At 65.9% G+C, this 15,775-nt stretch carries 13 protein-coding genes; 7 read left to right on the top strand and 6 right to left on the bottom strand.

Annotated features, from left to right (window positions below):
- Positions 1–207: 207 nt before the first annotated feature.
- On the top strand, positions 208–1,335 hold the full coding sequence (gene aroC, locus VN634_18360) for a chorismate synthase (protein ID HXC52855.1): 1,128 nt from the start codon (positions 208–210) through the stop codon (positions 1,333–1,335).
- Positions 1,336–1,466: 131 nt separating this feature from the next.
- Here the strand turns inward: aroC and VN634_18365 are convergent, their stop codons facing one another.
- Genes VN634_18365 through metH form a run of 3 tightly spaced genes read right to left on the bottom strand, consistent with a single transcriptional unit; the run spans position 1,467 to position 7,293 of the window.
- Positions 1,467–2,414: a hypothetical protein gene (locus tag VN634_18365; GenBank protein HXC52856.1), complete on the bottom strand. Its 948-nt coding sequence runs from the start codon at positions 2,412–2,414 to the stop codon at positions 1,467–1,469.
- On the bottom strand, positions 2,411–3,547 hold the full coding sequence (locus VN634_18370; protein ID HXC52857.1) for a serine/threonine protein kinase: 1,137 nt from the start codon (positions 3,545–3,547) through the stop codon (positions 2,411–2,413). The genes VN634_18365 and VN634_18370 overlap by 4 nt, the downstream gene beginning before the upstream one ends.
- Entirely contained in the window at positions 3,544–7,293 is a 3,750-nt protein-coding gene (gene metH, locus VN634_18375; GenBank protein ID HXC52858.1) for a methionine synthase, read from the bottom strand. Before metH ends, VN634_18370 begins: the two co-directional genes overlap by 4 nt.
- 295 nt (positions 7,294–7,588) lie before the next feature.
- Between metH and VN634_18380 the strand changes: the two genes are divergently transcribed.
- The 3 genes from VN634_18380 to VN634_18390 all read left to right on the top strand — a co-directional run bounded on the left by VN634_18380 (position 7,589) and on the right by VN634_18390 (position 10,362).
- Positions 7,589–8,050, top strand: coding sequence for an SAM-dependent methyltransferase (locus VN634_18380; GenBank protein HXC52859.1), 462 nt, complete (start codon positions 7,589–7,591; stop codon positions 8,048–8,050).
- A gap of 160 nt (positions 8,051–8,210) precedes the next feature.
- Positions 8,211–8,633, top strand: a complete 423-nt coding sequence (locus VN634_18385) for a MarR family transcriptional regulator (GenBank protein HXC52860.1) — start codon at positions 8,211–8,213, stop codon at positions 8,631–8,633.
- A gap of 7 nt (positions 8,634–8,640) precedes the next feature.
- Positions 8,641–10,362: a chloride channel protein gene (locus tag VN634_18390; protein HXC52861.1), complete on the top strand. Its 1,722-nt coding sequence runs from the start codon at positions 8,641–8,643 to the stop codon at positions 10,360–10,362.
- Positions 10,363–10,437: 75 nt separating this feature from the next.
- Here VN634_18390 and VN634_18395 read toward each other — a convergent pair whose 3' ends face one another.
- Positions 10,438–11,613: a hypothetical protein gene (locus VN634_18395; protein ID HXC52862.1), complete on the bottom strand. Its 1,176-nt coding sequence runs from the start codon at positions 11,611–11,613 to the stop codon at positions 10,438–10,440.
- 429 nt (positions 11,614–12,042) lie between these two features.
- On the opposite strand from VN634_18395, the gene VN634_18400 reads away from it, so the two are divergent.
- The 3 genes from VN634_18400 (at position 12,043) to VN634_18410 (ending at position 13,832) form a co-directional block, all read left to right on the top strand.
- Positions 12,043–12,597: a TlpA disulfide reductase family protein gene (locus VN634_18400; protein ID HXC52863.1), complete on the top strand. Its 555-nt coding sequence runs from the start codon at positions 12,043–12,045 to the stop codon at positions 12,595–12,597.
- 15 nt (positions 12,598–12,612) lie between these two features.
- Positions 12,613–13,230 carry a thioredoxin family protein gene (locus VN634_18405; GenBank protein HXC52864.1) on the top strand — a complete coding sequence of 206 codons (618 nt, stop codon included), beginning with the start codon at positions 12,613–12,615 and terminating at the stop codon, positions 13,228–13,230.
- A gap of 77 nt (positions 13,231–13,307) precedes the next feature.
- The gene (locus tag VN634_18410; protein HXC52865.1) at positions 13,308–13,832 is read left to right on the top strand and encodes a hypothetical protein; all 525 of its coding nucleotides are present in this window, start codon (positions 13,308–13,310) and stop codon (positions 13,830–13,832) included.
- A gap of 38 nt (positions 13,833–13,870) precedes the next feature.
- Here VN634_18410 and VN634_18415 read toward each other — a convergent pair whose 3' ends face one another.
- Together VN634_18415 and nudC are read right to left on the bottom strand one after the other, a co-directional pair.
- Positions 13,871–14,671: an inositol monophosphatase family protein gene (locus VN634_18415; protein HXC52866.1), complete on the bottom strand. Its 801-nt coding sequence runs from the start codon at positions 14,669–14,671 to the stop codon at positions 13,871–13,873.
- Complete coding sequence (gene nudC / locus VN634_18420) at positions 14,668–15,576, bottom strand: NAD(+) diphosphatase (protein ID HXC52867.1); 909 nt, start codon at positions 15,574–15,576, stop codon at positions 14,668–14,670. The genes VN634_18415 and nudC overlap by 4 nt, the downstream gene beginning before the upstream one ends.
- Between the last annotated feature and the right edge of the window lie 199 nt (positions 15,577–15,775).

Here is a 15,775-nt window from a genome sequence, read left to right on the forward strand (position 1 = left end):
TGGCGGACTACGCCTTGCTCCCCGGCACGACCCCTCCCCGTGCTGCGGCCGAGTATGAGACTTCGGCGCAGCGATAGAAACCCAATTCGCACACTTTTTTGGCTTTTGGTGCGGGCACTTTCCCGCTGTTTTTCCCGATGTGTGCGGCGGTTCTCGTGCCGCGACCTGTCATTCGCGTCCGGCCGCTGGTCTCCGTTAAGATGGCCCATGCCCGGTAGCAGTTTTGGCCACGCACTAAGGATTACGACCGCGGGCGAGAGCCACGGTCCCGCAAACGTCGTCATACTCGACGGCGTTCCTCCCGGTCTCGCCCTTTCGGTCGAAGACCTGCTCGTCGATCTCGACCGCCGTCGGCCGGGGCAGAGCCGCATCGTCACGCAGCGGCGAGAATCCGATACGCCTCAGATCCTGTCCGGCGTGTTCGAAGGAACGACGACCGGGACTTCGCTCGCGATCCTCATTCCGAACGAAGACCAGCGAAGCCGCGACTACGATGAAATCAAGAACCTTTACCGGCCGGGCCACGCCGACTTCACGTTCGACGCGAAGTACGGAGTTCGCGATTACCGCGGCGGCGGGCGGTCGAGCGCACGGGAAACCAACGTGCGCGTCGCTGCCGGAGTAGTCGCCAAAAAGATCCTCGAGCAGGCCTGCGGCGGCCGCGTCGTCGGCTACGTGGTCCAGGTCGGCGACATCCGGGCGAGAATCGCGTCACCGGCGGCGGTGACGCTGGACGACGTCGAAAAGCTTGCCGACGGCAGCGCGAACATCGTGCGATGCCCGGACCGCGCCGCCGCCGAGCGCATGATCGCGCTGATCGACCAGGTCCGGAAAGAGCAGGATTCCGTCGGCGGCATCGCCGAGATCGTCGCGACCGGCATTCCGGCCGGGCTCGGCGAACCGGTCTTCGACAAGCTCAAGGCCGATCTCGCCAAAGCGATCCTCAGCCTGCCGGCGGTCATGTCGTTCGAATACGGAGATGGAATCGCGGTCGCGACCGCGCGCGGCAGCCAGAACAACGATGTCTTCGAGCCGAATCCGGAGACAGCCGGAGCACCGGTCCGTACCCGGACCAATCGCCATGGCGGCATGCTCGGCGGCATCAGCAGCGGGATGCCGATCGTGGTGCGCGCCGCGGTCAAGCCGACGAGCAGCCTGCCGCTCGAGCAGGAAACCGTCGATCGCAGCGGCGATGCGGCGACGATCCGCACAAAGGGTCGACACGACCCTTGCCTGCTGCCGCGCTTCGTCCCGATGGCCGAAGCGATGGTCGCGCTCGTCCTCGCGGATCATCTCCTCCGCTGGAAAGCACAGACGTTGTTCCCTGGTCGCTAGGGCGTCTGTTCATAAGGGCCCATCTGCTTCGTTGGATTCCGGCTTCGTTCGGTCGACGTACGGGAAGTACGACTCCCTCTCTACGCCGGAATCCGCCTCGCATCTGGACCCTTCTGAACAGCCGCCGTGTGTTAACGGGAAGATTTTACGTGCGCTGCGTCGGCGATGGCTTTGGGGTCGCAGCCGGAGACGGCGGCTTTCATTCCGAGCGAGTCGGCCTGGCTGGCCTGACCGGCTGCGGCGCGTGCTCGAATTTCTGCAAGCAACGCATCGCATGTTGCACTGGAACCACGCGGCGGTGCTTCGTAAGTTGGTGCAGGCGGCCTGGCGGCCGTTGCCGGTCCCCGCGGATAATCGGTGCCCGCTCGCGGCGGCTCGGTTTCCCGTTCCCCGGCGCGCGGCAATGCATTTTCGCCGCCGGGCGCGAGGTCGGCTCCGCCACGCGGCAGCGGTTCTTCAGAGCTCGGCGGCGCCGGCGGCGCCGCGTTGCCCGGGAACGGCGGAGCCGGCGGCACTTCGTTTCCGATTGGAGGCACGGCGCTGTCCGGCACGAAGAATCCGCGCGCGACGCTGACCACCGGCGCGCCGTCCACACAGTTCCTGCGCCCGTCATCCCAGCGGCGACCGCCGGGGCAGCGGCATTCGAATTCGGTCCCGGACGGCGACAGCACCGGCAGCGTTCCAGGCCATTCCCTCAGGCAGTCCTCGGCGCCGTCGACCATCGGCGCGCGGCAGGCGGTCGCCTGCGAATCCCACATCAGCGGCGGGATGCAGACGCAGCGATAACCGCCGCCGGACGTGAACAGCGGCTGCGAGCCCGGCCACACGGTGCCGCAGAACTCGCCGGCCGCATGCTCCTTGGGCAGGCATGCGTCGCCGCGCAGGTTCCACCACAGGCCCTGTGCGCACAGGCACGTTCCGGTGGCTTCGTCGTAAACGGACGCCGGCCAGCGCGAACAGTCGTGGGGTGCGGCCGGTAGCGGGGCGTTGGCCGGCTGGGCCATCGCGGCCGGCTGGTGCATCGAGTGCACAGCCACGACCAAAGCGGCGACGAGCGCACCGCGGAGCAGGTTGTTCATGAACGTCCGTCCTCCTCGAAAGGATCCTCGTCCGCCGCGGCTTCCTGGATGGCTTCGAGCTGGCCGACCCAGAAACGGTCGCTGCCGAAGTCGGTGAACGTGCGCGGGAACGCCGCGTCTTCCCAGCGCCGCGCGATCCACGCGCAGAAATGCACGAGCCTCAGCACGCGCAGCGGCTCGACCAGGCGCAGCGACAGACGGTCGAAGTCGCGCATCTCTTCATAGCCTTCGACGATCGCCGTGCGCCGCTTGCGCGCCCACGTGTCGCGGCCGGCCGACAGCAGCCACAGGTCCTGCACGCACGGGCCGACCAGCATGTCGTCGAAATCGACGAGCATCGCCCCTTCGTCGCCCCACAGCACGTTGCCGAGATGACAGTCGCCGTGGATCGGCTGCACGTCGGTGTCCTCGAACCACGGCTCGGCGCGATCGCAGACGCGCTCGACCAGGCTGCGGTAGCGATCGCGATAGGCCGCCGGCACCACGCCCGAATCGATCAGGAAGTCGAGATTCTCGCGTCCGTACGTGTTGACGTCGAGGCGAAGACGCGAGTCGGCCGTACGCGATGCGCCGACCGCGTGCACGCGCGCAATCAGCCGTCCGAGCTGCGTCGCTTCGTCTTCGCTGATCTCGTCGCGGAGTCGCCCGCGCGCTCGCGGGAAGACGGTGAAAAAAATTCCGAGATCGTCGATGTGTCCGAGCGTGCGGTCGCCGTCAAAACGCTCGGGAGCGACGACCGGAATCTCGCGTTCGGCGAGATCGAGAAGGAAATCGTGCTCGGCCTGGATCTGTTCGCGCGACCAGCGGCCCGGCCGGTAGAACTTGACGACGCGGAAGCGGTCACTCGGAGAAGCAGTCGGATCGTCGAGCTCGATCTCGACGTCGTAGACGCGGTTCTCGAGACTGTTGAGCGCGAGGCAGCGGCCGGTGCACTCGAAGCCTTCGCTTTCGACGGCTTCGAGGATGCGCTCCGGCGTCAGTCCGTGGAAGAAGCGCGTCTCCGACCCGTCTTCGAGCCTGGAGCTTCCTCGTGCGCGCGCCTTCATTGCAGGCGCGTTCTTGTTCTTCCTGCCGCGAGGCACAAGCGCGCGTCCAGCCGACGCGCCTGCCGGTGCGGCTTTGTCGAAAGTCACCCGGCGGCTCCGGCGACCGCGAGCACCAGCGCCGGTTCGCGATCGTCGTACGCGAGGATCGACCCGAGGCGCCGCTCGATCACCGAAACATCGACGCCGCAGCGCCGCGCGTAGTCCTCGACCTGGTCGCGCGCGATTTTTCCGATGCCGAAATACGCCGAGTCCGGATGCGAGAAGTAATAACCGCTCACCGCGGCCGTCGGCAGCATGGCGTACGACTCGGTCAGCGTGATGCCCGCATTGGCCGTCGCATCGAGCAGCTCGAACAGTGCCGGCTTTTCCGAATGGTCGGGACACGCCGGATAACCGGGAGCCGGACGGATGCCGCGGTAGCGCTCGGCAATCAGCCCCTCGTTGTCGATCTTTTCGTCGGCCGCGTATCCCCACAGCTCGGTTCGCGCGCGCTGGTGCAGACGTTCGGCGAGAGCTTCGGCCAGGCGATCCGCGAGCGCCTTGCAGAGGATGGCCGAGTAATCGTCGTGGTTCTTCTCGTACTCGGCGACGATCGCGTCGAGGCCGATGCCGGCCGTTACCGCGAAGCCTCCGACCCAGTCCTTCACCCCGCTCGACTTCGGTGCGACGAGATCGGCGAGACACAGGTTCGGACGTCCGGGCGGCTTGGCGATCTGCTGGCGCAGGAAGCGGACCGGCGTGCGCACGCGCGTGCGGGCTTCGTCGGTGTAAATCTCGAGATCGTCCCCGACCGACGCCGCCGGCCAGAATCCGGCCACTGCGCGTGCCCGCAGGCGCCGCTCGCCGACCAGCTTCGCAAGCATTTCCTGCGCGTCTTTCCACAGGCCGCGCGCGGCCTCGCCGACGACGGGATCGTCGAGCAGCTTCGGATAACGGCCCGAAAGCTCCCACGTCTGGAAGAACGGGGTCCAGTCGATGTACCCGACGAGCTCTTCGAGCGGGTAATCCTCGAATACGGTGAGCCCCGGCTTCTTCGGAGCGGGCGGATGGTAGGCCTGCCAGTCGGTCTTCTGCGAATTCGCGCGCGCCGCCGCGAGCGCAACGTTGCGCACGGCCTGCTGGCGAGCGCCGTAGGTCTCGCGAACCTGGGCGTATTCCTTGCGCGTGGCGACGACGAGCGGCTCGCGAAGCCCCGGGCTCGTCAGCGACGTCGCTACGCCGACTCCGCGCGACGCATCGAGCACGTGCAGCACCGGACCGCTGTAGTGCGGCTCGATCTTGACGGCCGTGTGCACTTTGGACGTCGTCGCGCCGCCGATCAGCAGCGGCAGCGAGAACCCCTGGCGCTCCATCTCGCGCGCGACGTGGCTCATCTCTTCGAGCGACGGCGTGATCAGCCCCGACAGGCCGATGATGTCGCACTCGTGCTCGCGCGCGGCCGCAAGGATGCGCTCGGACGACACCATCACGCCGAGATCGAAGACCTCGAAGTTGTTGCACTGGAGCACGACGCCGACGATGTTCTTGCCGATGTCGTGCACGTCGCCCTTGACCGTCGCGAGCAGCACCCTGCCCTTCGACGACTGCGCGCCGTCGGCCTTGAGCGCTTCGAGATACGGGATCAGGTGCGCAACAGCCTTCTTCATCACGCGCGCGCTCTTGACGACCTGCGGAAGGAACATCTTGCCGGCGCCGAACAGGTCGCCGACGACGTTCATTCCGGCCATGAGCGGCCCTTCGATGACTTCGAGCGGATGCTTCGCGGCAGCGCGCGCTTCCTCGGTGTCCTCGACGACGAAGTCGGCGACGCCCTGCACGAGCGCATGCCGCAGGCGGTCCGCCACGGGCGCTTCGCGCCACGACAGGTCCTGGCCCTTGGCGCCGGCCGTGCCCTTGTAGCCTTCGGCGAAATTCGTCAGCCGCTCGGTGGCGTCTTCGCGCCGGTTGAACAGCACGTCCTCGACGAGCCCGAGCAGGTGCTTGTCGATGTTCTCGTAAACCGGCATCGCGCCGGCGTTGACGATGCCCATCGTCATGCCGGCCTTGATCGCGTGATAGAGGAACGCCGAATGGATCGCTTCGCGCACCGGGTTGTTGCCGCGGAACGAGAACGACACGTTGCTGACGCCGCCGCTCGTCATCGCGTGCGGAAGCGTCTCGTGGATGTACTCGACCGCCTCGAAGTAATCGATTGCGTAACGCGCGTGCTCCTCGATGCCGGTGCCGACCGGGAAGATGTTCGGATCGAAGATGATGTCTTCCGGCGGGAAGCCGGCCTTCTCCGTGAGGAGCCGGTACGCGCGCGTGCACATCTCGATCTTTCGCGCGGCGGTGTCCGCCTGCCCGATTTCATCGAACGCCATGACGATCACGGCGGCGCCGTAACGGCGCACCTTGCGGGCGTGCTCGAGGAACGCTTCCTCGCCTTCCTTCATGCTGATCGAGTTGACGACGCCTTTGCCCTGCACGCAGCGTAGCCCCGCCTCGATGACGCTCCATTTCGACGAATCGACCATGATCGGCACGCGCGCCACCGACGGCTCGCACGCGATCATGCGCAGGAACGTCGTCATGGCCTTCTCGGAATCGAGCAGGCCTTCGTCCATGTTCACGTCGATCATCTGCGCGCCGGCTTCGACCTGCTGGCGCGCGACCTCGATCGCCGATTCGTAGTCGCCGGCGAGAATCAGGTCGGAGAACTTCTTGCTGCCGGTCACGTTGGTGCGCTCGCCGACGTTGACGAACAGCGAGTCGGGGCCGATCTCGAGCGGCTCGAGACCGGACAGGCGGCAGCGCGTCTCGAGCTCCGGAATCCGTCTCGGCGGAACGCCGCGAACGGCGTCGGCGATCGCCGCGATGTGCGCAGGCGTCGTGCCGCAGCAACCGCCGACGATGTTGAGGAAGCCCGACTCGGCCCACTCGCGGATCTTCGGCGCCATGATCTCGGGCGTCTCGTCGAACTCACTGAACACGTTCGGCAGGCCGGCGTTCGGATGTGCACTGACGAGCGTATCGGCGACGCGGGAGATTTCCTCGACGTGTGCGCGCAGCTGATCGGGGCCGAGCGCGCAGTTGAGCCCGATCGAGATCGGCTGCGAATGGCGCACCGAGTAGCAGAACGCGGCCGGCGTCTGGCCGGACAGCGTTCGCCCGCTCGCGTCGGTGATGGTTCCCGAGATCATCAGCGGAAGCCTCACGCCGCGCTTTTCGAAGACCTCTTCGATCGCGTACAGGGCAGCCTTCGCGTTGAGCGTGTCGAAGATCGTCTCGACCATCAGGATGTCGGCGCCGCCTTCGATCAGGGCGTCGGCAGCTTCGATGTAGGCTTCGACGAGCTCCTCGTACGTGACGTTGCGGAACGACGAGTCCGAGACGTTGGGCGACATCGACGCGGTACGGTTGGTTGGACCGAGCACGCCGGCCACGAAGCATGTCCGCCCGGGACTGCGCGCGGCAACGTTGGCGGCGGCCTCGCGCGCGACCTCGGCACCGCGGCGGTTGAGCTCGTAGACCAGCGACTCGGCCCTGTAGTCGGCCTGCGAGATGCTCGTCGAGTTGAACGTGTTGGTCTCGACGATGTCGGCGCCCGCGTCGAAATACGCCTCGTGAATCGCGCGCACGATGTCGGGCCGCACGAGCGTCAGCAGGTCGTTGTTGCCCTTGAGATCGCACGGCCAGTCGGTGAAGCGCTCGCCGCGAAAATCGGCTTCCTCCAGGCCGTAGCTCTGGATCATCGTACCCATTGCACCGTCGAGCACGAGGATGCGCTCGCCGAGCAGCTCGGCGAAGTGGCGGGCACGGGGACTCCAGCGATGGTCGATGCGAACGGTCATTGGTCAGCCTTTGTCGTACTCCGTTGTCGCCGTGTCATGTGCGCCACACGCGATGACGGGAACTGGGTGTTTTAGCACGTCTGGTGGTCGTTGCGACCATTGCCAATCCGGCCGCTCCTGAACGTCGACACTGCGACGGGCCCGGCCTGGCACGCGTTGCCCCGCGATCCGGGTCGAGCACGCGCCGGCTCGTGCATCGTAGACGGCCGCGCCACCCCTGCGCGATTCGCGTGATCACGCGTACGATGGAAAGCTCCCGCTCCGACGCGGCAGCCGCGTCCCGCAGGAGGTCGTGATGATCATCGAAATCGAGCCCATCGGATACGTACGCGGCGGCCGGGCCGAGGCCATTGACGACGACTGGGGCAAGGTGAAGGCTCGCATCGAGCTCGATGCGTCGCGCTTCGCGCCCGAGTCACTCGCGGGACTCGAGGATTTCTCTCACCTCGTGATCGTCTACCACTTTCACCTCGCCGATCCGCTCAAGGTCGAGCTCACGGCGCGTCGCCCGCGCAACAATCCCGACTGGCCGAAGGTGGGTATTTTCGCGCAGCGCGGGAAGAACCGGCCGAACCACCTCGGCGTTTCGACCTGCGCGATACTCGGAGTCGAGGGAACCAGCATCCTCGTGCAGGGTCTCGACGCGATCGACGGCACGCCGGTACTCGATCTCAAGCCGTACTTCCGCGAGTTCGAGCCGCGCAACGTCGTACGCGAGCCGGCGTGGGTAGCCGAGCTGATGGCACAGTACTGGTGATGCTGGCCCGCAGGATCGCGTAGATCGTCATTCATCCCCGGATTCCGCGGATCGTCACGTTACGACCTCACCACCGTGGCGAAGCCGTCGGAGATGCCGCTCGCCCGCCCGCTGTTGCCAAATATATCGTCTCGTTGTATATCTTTCGTCGCATTCACTCATGCCCGTCAAACAGCATTTCGTCGCGCTGTCGGAATTTCGACATCGCCTGACAAAATTCCTGCGCTTCAGCGAGGACCTCTGTCGCGGGCAGGATGTCAGTCCGGCACAGTATCTTCTGCTGCTGCACCTTCACGGCTATCCGGACCGCGACTGGGCCACCGTCGGAGAACTGGCTACGCGGCTGCAGGCGAGCCATCAATCGACGGTGGCGCTGGTTCAGCGCTGCGAACGCAAAGGCTGGGTCACCAAGCGGAGCAGCCCCGACGATGCGCGTGTCATCCGTGTCAGCCTGACCGCGCGTGGCCGTGCAAAGATCGAACGAATCGCGATGCTGCACCGTGACGAGCTCCACCGTCTCGGGCACGTCCTCAGCGAAGCCCGGGCGTTGGGATTACTCTCGGTCGCACCCAAAGCCCGCTGATTCGTCCGTGCACAAGCGCGATTTTTCGGCCAACAACCGCCTGCTGCTGCTTTCGGTGTTCGCGCTCGCCATAGGCGTGATCAGCAGCATCGGGGCGTGGGCGCTGCTCGCGACGATTCGTTTTTTCACGAATCTTTTCTTCTATCAGACGATCTCGCTGGTGGCGCGTTCGCCGGCCGACAACCGTCTCGGCGTGTGGGTGGTCCTTGTTCCCGTCGCCGGCGGCCTCGTCGTCGGCCTCATGGCCCGATTCGGCAGCGAGAAGATTCGCGGACACGGCATTCCCGAAGCACTCGAGGCGATCCTGTTCGGCAAGAGCCGCATGTCGCCGATGGTTGCGGCGCTCAAGCCGCTGGCGTCCGGTATCGTCATCGGCAGCGGCGGGCCGTTCGGTGCCGAAGGTCCCATCATCATGACCGGCGGCGCGGCGGCATCGCTGCTCGCGCAGGCGTTTCACCTGAGCTCGGTCGAACGCAAGGCGCTGCTGGTGGCGGGCGCCTGCGCCGGCATGACCGCGGTGTTCGGAACGCCGCTTGCGGCAGTGCTTCTTGCCGTCGAGCTCCTTCTGTTCGAACTGCGACCGCGCAGCCTGCTGCCGGTCGCGCTGGCTTGCGCGGTCGCCGGCTTTCTCCGTCCGGTCTGGGCCGATGCAGGGCCATTGTTTCCCCTCGCAACGGCCGAGCCGACTTCCATTGCAATGCTTTCGTGCATCATCGTCGGCCTCGCGTCGGGTCTGGTTTCCTCCGCAATGACGATGGCGCTGTATCGGATCGAGGACGGCTTCGCGCGGCTGCCGGTCCACTGGATGTGGTGGCCGGCGCTCGGCGGCATCGCCGTCGGTCTCGGCGGCCTGATCGAACCGCGTGCGCTCGGCGTCGGCTACGACGTCATCGGCGACCTGCTGGCAAACCGGTTGCTGCTTTCGACGGTGGTGCCGCTGCTGCTGGTCAAGATCGTCATCTGGGCAATCGCGCTGGGCTCCGGCACGTCGGGCGGAGTGCTCGCACCGCTGCTGATGATCGGTGCCGGCGTCGGATGCGTTCTCGCGCCGTGGCTGCCGGGCGGCGATCCCGGCCTCTGGGCGCTCGTCGGCATGTCGGCCACACTCGGCGGAACGATGCGGACACCGCTGACCGCCGTCGTATTCGCGTTCGGTCTCACGCACGACGCAAATGCGTTCCTGCCGACACTGCTCGGCTGTGTGGTCGCGTACGGTTTTTCGGTCATCGTCATGCCGCGCTCGATTCTCACGGAAAAGATCGCGCGCCGAGGCCATCACGTGTACCGCGAGTACGGCGTGGATCCGCTCGAGCGCCAGTTCGTCGATGAAGTCATGACGCAGGATGTGATTGCCATCCCGGCCGACCTGACGGTTTCCGCGGTACTTGCGGACTATTTCGGTGCCGGACAGCGGCACCGTGCATATCCGCTCGTTGCGGGGCAGCAGTTCGTTGGTCTGATCGATCGCGAAGCGCTGCAGGATCTGCCTCCAGGATCGCTTCACGATGCGGCCGGAAACCTGCTTGCGAAAGTTTCATCGGATTACGCGCTTCCCGGGGAAACCTGTCGCAGCGTCGCGTTGCGGATGGCAGCGCATGACCTTGAGCGGCTCGCGGTCGTTGACTCCATCGACTCGCGCCGCCTGGTCGGGATTGTCAGCCGCAGCGATCTCCTCAAGCCGTCGCGGCAGCTTCACGACGACGAGATTCGTCGCGAACGGTTTCTGTGAATGTCGGAAGTTTAACGGTGCGGCTCCGGCGCGCCTGCCCCCCGAGGAGGCCGCGCCGGAGCTCTGCTGCCTGAATCAGAACGGCGCGTCGTTCGGCGTCGTCCTGCTGCGTTCCTCGCCCGTAGAAGAGCGCCGCGTGCGTTCCGGCTGCTCGGCCGGCGTGGTTACGCGATGGTGCTGCGTCGAACGAGCGGCCGGGGCGCTTCGCCGCGACGGCTGCTCGGTACGGTGCACCGTGCTGGCAGGTGGGGCAGACCGTGTCGGTCGTTCCACCGTGGTGCTGTGCGTGGTGCTGCGCCGCTCTTCCACGCGGCTCCGGCTGGCCGGCGCCGGCCGTTCAACCGTCGTGCTGCGCTGTTCTTCCACGCGACTGCGGGTGGTCGGCCTCACCTCGCGATATTCGCGCTGATACTCGCGCGTATTGCGATCCGCGGGGCGTACCGTGCCTGCAGACTCGCGACGCTCATCGTATCGGGTGCGACCTTCGTAGCGGTCGGTCGACGACGCTTCGCGAGGAGCGGATGTTTGAGGGGTCGATGCTTCGCGCTGATAGACGCGACGGCCGTCGAGGTACTCCCGATCGCGCCGGGATCGGTCGTCCGACGTATAGGAATTGCTGCGCTCGTCGTAGCGGCGTTCGTCGTAGCGATGGTCGTCGTATCGGCGGTCGTCGACGCGACGCTCGTCGTATCTACGGTCGTCGGCGCGCCTCTGGTCATAGCGGCGAGCATCCGACACGTTGTCGCGGCGATACCTGTCACGCGAGCTCGCCCATCGGTCGTCGCGCCAGTAGCGCTCCCGTTTCCACTTGTCCCAGTGCGTGACGGCTTCGTCGCGCGAGACGTGGTAGTAGTCCCACGGCCTGCCGCGCCAGCGGTGATTGTAATAGTCGTCTCGCCAGCCGTGCGGGATCGATCGATAGAAATACGGCGCGCTGCTGACCAGCGTCCAGTCGCTGCCGTAATGACGTGACCGGTACCAGTGGCCATGCGAGGGCCGCCACCACCAGCCGTCGGAGAAATACACTTCAACGGACGGTGCAGCATAGACATCGGTACCCGGCAGAACGACCAGCTCGGGCGGTGCCTCGTAGCCGGGAGCTACGCCCGCGGTGTCGTACCTGTATCCGTCGTCGTATCCGTATCTGTCGTCATATCCGTACCTGTCATCGTAGCGTACGCCGGCCGCACAGCCCGCAACTGCCGCAAGCGCGACGACCGCAACTGGCAGGAGAATCTGTTTGGTCTTCATGACTCCTCCGTGGCGCTCCGAGCAGTCTCGAACGCGCATAACGTTTGTGAATGAGACGAACGGTCACGCGCATGTTTTCGCGCTTCGTAAGCGCTCTCGTCAATAACGTCCTCTGGCGGGTCTTTCGTCAACGCTATTGGCGAATACTTTGACCCGGGAGCGTGACAACTCTTCTGGATCACGCGGATCGCTTTTGCGTGATGGGCCTGCGGAATGCGCACAAGAGTTCGGGTGGAGCGCAAACGGGGAAGCGCTCTGGCTCGAGCCGCACGGTCCGCGCGGAGCTCGACTAAGCCAACTGATGCGTCGCCCGACGGCTGTCCAGGCGCAGGAACAGCGTCGCAGTTCGTCCATTTCCGCACGTTCCTTGTGAAATCGCCGCTCATCCCGCGACTTGAACTCGCGGCGTGACGCGGGTTTGACGTCCGCATGAAGCTTTCCGTCGCGGGCGCTGCTGCAATGATTGCGTTCACCATCGCCGCAGGCCGTGCATCGGCCGCCGATGTTCCTCCGCCCGGTCTGCCAGGCGCCGACGCCCCGGCCGCACACAAAGGGCTCGAGCTCGTGCCGGCATCCGCAGCCGACGTGCTCACTGCTGTCAAGGCCCCGGGAACGACCGTGACGGTCGTCAATCTGTGGGCGACCTGGTGCACGCCGTGCCGCCAGGAGTTTCCCGATCTCATGCGTTTTTACCGTGCGTACAAGGACAAGGGCGTCGCGCTCGTGCTCGTCTCCGGGGACTTTGCGAGCGAGACCGGCCCCGCAAGTGAATTCCTCGCCTCGCAAGGCGTCGACTTCCGGACGTTCCTGAAATCGCAGAAAGACGAAGAGTTCATCAATGCGTTCGATCCGGCCTGGACCGGCGCGCTGCCGGCAACGTTCCTCTACAACGCCAGCGGCGAGAGAAAGCATTCGTTCCTTGGCCCGATCACGTACGAGTCGCTCGAAAAAGAAGTCGCGCCGCTGCTGGCTGCCAAACCCTGAACCGGAGGAAACCCCATGCGTCCGAAATCCAGTCTCGCCCAGCTTCCCCTGACCGCCATTTTCTCCGTCGTCGCGCTGCTCGTTCCGGTTCATGCGCTCGCGCTTTCGATCGGCGACCCGATTCCGGCCAAGAGCGACCAGCTCAAGGACGTCGACGGCCGCGACATCAAGATCGCCGACGTTTCCGGCGCCAAAGGCACGCTGGTCATCTTCACCTGCAACCACTGTCCGTACGTCAAGGCGTGGGAAGACCGCATCGTCGCGCTCGGCAACCAGTATTCGGAGAAGGGGATCGGCGTCGTTGCGATCAATTCGAACGATCCGAAGGCTGCGCCCGACGACGGCTACGAGCAGATGCAGGCACGGGCGAAGGAAAAGGGCTTCAAGTTCCCGTATGCGGTCGATGAGACGTCCGCTGTCGCGAAGGCGTTCGGCGCAAGCAAGACTCCCGAAGCGTTCCTGTTCGATGCATCGGGCAAGCTCGCCTACCACGGCGCGATCGACGACAACTCCGAGGACGCGAACGCGGTCAAGGATCATTATCTCGGGGATGCGCTCGCCGCCGTCGAAGCCGGTAAGCCCGTCGCGAAGGCCGAAACCAAGGCGCTCGGCTGCGGGATCAAGTTCCGCTGAATCTCGACGACTTTCAGAGGGCGCTTCTCGACCCGACAGCACCGATCCCGGCAAACTGGCCGGGCGGCTGGCGCGGCGTGCTGCTGTTGTTCCTCGTGCCCGTCGGCGGCGGCATTCCCGCAGGAGTGCTGATGGCCCACGCTCGCGGCGTCGGCTGGCCGGTCATGATGGGCCTGTACTTCGTCTCGGATGTCATTCTGGCGTTCGTCTTCGAGCCGATGATGCGGGCGCTTGCCGCCGTCGCTCGTCGCGTACCCGCGCTCGGCCGCGTCGTCACGATCTTCCGGGAAACGGCTCAGCGCTCCGCTGCGCAGTATGGGAGATCCGGCGGTGCACTGGCGCTCGTCCTCGTGAGCTTCGGTGTCGATCCCATGACGGGTCGCGCGGCCGCCGCCGCCGCGGGGCACGGGTTCGTGCCGGGATGGGCGATCGCGATCACAGGCGACATGTTCTACTTCGCCCTTCTGATGGTGACGACGCTCTGGGTCGGCAGCACAGTCGGCGATGATCGCATGACGATCGTCATCATGCTGGTGGTGATGTTCGTGCTGCCGTCGCTGCTCAGGCGCTGGCGCGGCAAAGCCGCACCAGCCGCAACCTGAACCGACCACTGCGGAGCACGACGAACGTCGCGCGCCGGTCAGCGCGGCTCGATCGATTCGCGCGCGCGCGCGAGCAGCTCGGGCGACGCCGCGGCGACGACAGGAAAGCTCCGGTCGGCGTAGGCGTGGTCCGCAACGAGTGGAAACGGCTCGCTGCCGTCGATCGTCGCAACCACGCCGCCGGCTTCCTCGACGAGACACCAGCCGGCGGCCAGATCCCAGATCTTCGGGCGCGTCTCCATGCCGATCGACGCGCTGCCTCGAGCGACGCACGCCAGCGTATAGGCGGCCGATCCGAACACGCGCACCTTCATCGGCAGATTGACGTGATAGTGGCGCGGAGTGCGCGCACAGCACGCGAGCATTCCGACCAGACGCGCGTCGGCTTCGTCGCGCACGTGGATCGCAGAACCGTTCATCGTCGCGCCGGATCCGCGGGAGGCCACGTACATCTCTCCGAGCGCAGGAAAATACAGCACGCCGACGTCCGGGCCGCTGCTGTCCGTGCGCGCGATCGATACGCCCCAATGCTGCACGCCGAGCGAAAAGTTGGTGGTCCCGTCGAGCGGATCGACGATCCACGTATGGGCCGAACGGCGCGCGGCTTCGAGCGCGGAAGTGGGCGCCAGCTCTTCGCTCAGGATCGCATCCGACGGGAAGTGCTCTGCAAGCCCGGACGCAATGAGCCTGTCGGCGGCGACGTCGGCTTCGGTTACGATCGAATAGTCGTGCTTCCAGTCGCTGGTGACGTTCCCTTCGCGAAAATAATCGAGCAGGAGGTTTCCGGCGCGCTCGGCGATCTCCGCCGCGATCATCGATGCCGCAGCCGCCGAGCTCACAAGTCGGCCTCGACCCAGACGTCGCAGAGCCGCCGTCCGATCGCCATGGCCGGCGGAAGGAACAGCTCGGACGCATCGGTCTGGTTGCGGCATGCGCGCAGCACGACGTCGCGCGGGAACCAGCGGACGTCCTCGACCTCGTGCACGTCGATCGTGATCTGCTCGGTCACGGCTTCGGCAATGCATCCGATCATCAGCGACGACGGGAACGGCCATGGCTGCGACGAATGGTAGGAAACCTCGCCGACCTCGATACCGGATTCTTCGCGCACCTCGCGGCGCACCGCTTCCTCGATGGTCTCGCCGGTTTCGACGAATCCGGCGAGCGTCGAAAACATTCCGCGCGGCCATCCGGCCTGGCGTCCGAGCAGGCATTTGTCGCCGCGAACGACGAGCATGATGACGACCGGATTCACGCGCGGAAAATGCTCGGCGGAACATTTCGAGCAGCGCCGCAGCGCGCCGCCCTGCCCTACGGTGGTCGTGCTTCCGCAGCGCGCACAGAACGGATGGGTTGCGTGCCAGTCGACGAGCGCGCGTGCCTGCGCGACGATTCCGCTGTCTTCGCCGGAGAGCTGCGCGGCAATTGCGCGCACATCGTTGAATTCGGCAACGCTGGCCAGGCCGAGCTCGGTGGCCGGATCGGCAAGGCTCGAGACGTCGACGGCATAGTGCGCGACGCCGTCGCGAAGTCCGAGCAGGATCGGCTGCGCATCCGGACCGGCTTTATCGAGCAGGCCGCGTCGTGCCCACGCGAGGCCGCCGCCGTCTTTCTTTACGAGCACGTCCAGACGCCACAGCGGAAGAAACCGGCTGCGTGCGTCCTCGACGTTTCTCGAAAGCCAATCCTCGTCGAGCCGCTCGGCCTGGGCGCGATCGAGCGGGTTGCCGGCAAACACATTCATGGGGCAGGCGCGCAACTATCCCGAACGCAACGGGTGTCCAAGACGAGCACCGTCGCCGCGATCGAGTCAGCTTCGCGGGAACGCACTGCCGAAACGCTTCCCCGGTGCGGCGCGAGATCGTATGGTCTGCGTTGCCGGAGGGCCCGCAACGACACGCGGCCAGGCAACGCGACGCCGGGAAGAAGTCGGCCAGGGGTGG

Source organism: Candidatus Limnocylindrales bacterium (genome assembly GCA_035571835.1).
In the GTDB taxonomy this organism is placed as follows: Bacteria; Desulfobacterota; Binatia; order UBA1149; family CAITLU01; genus DATNBU01.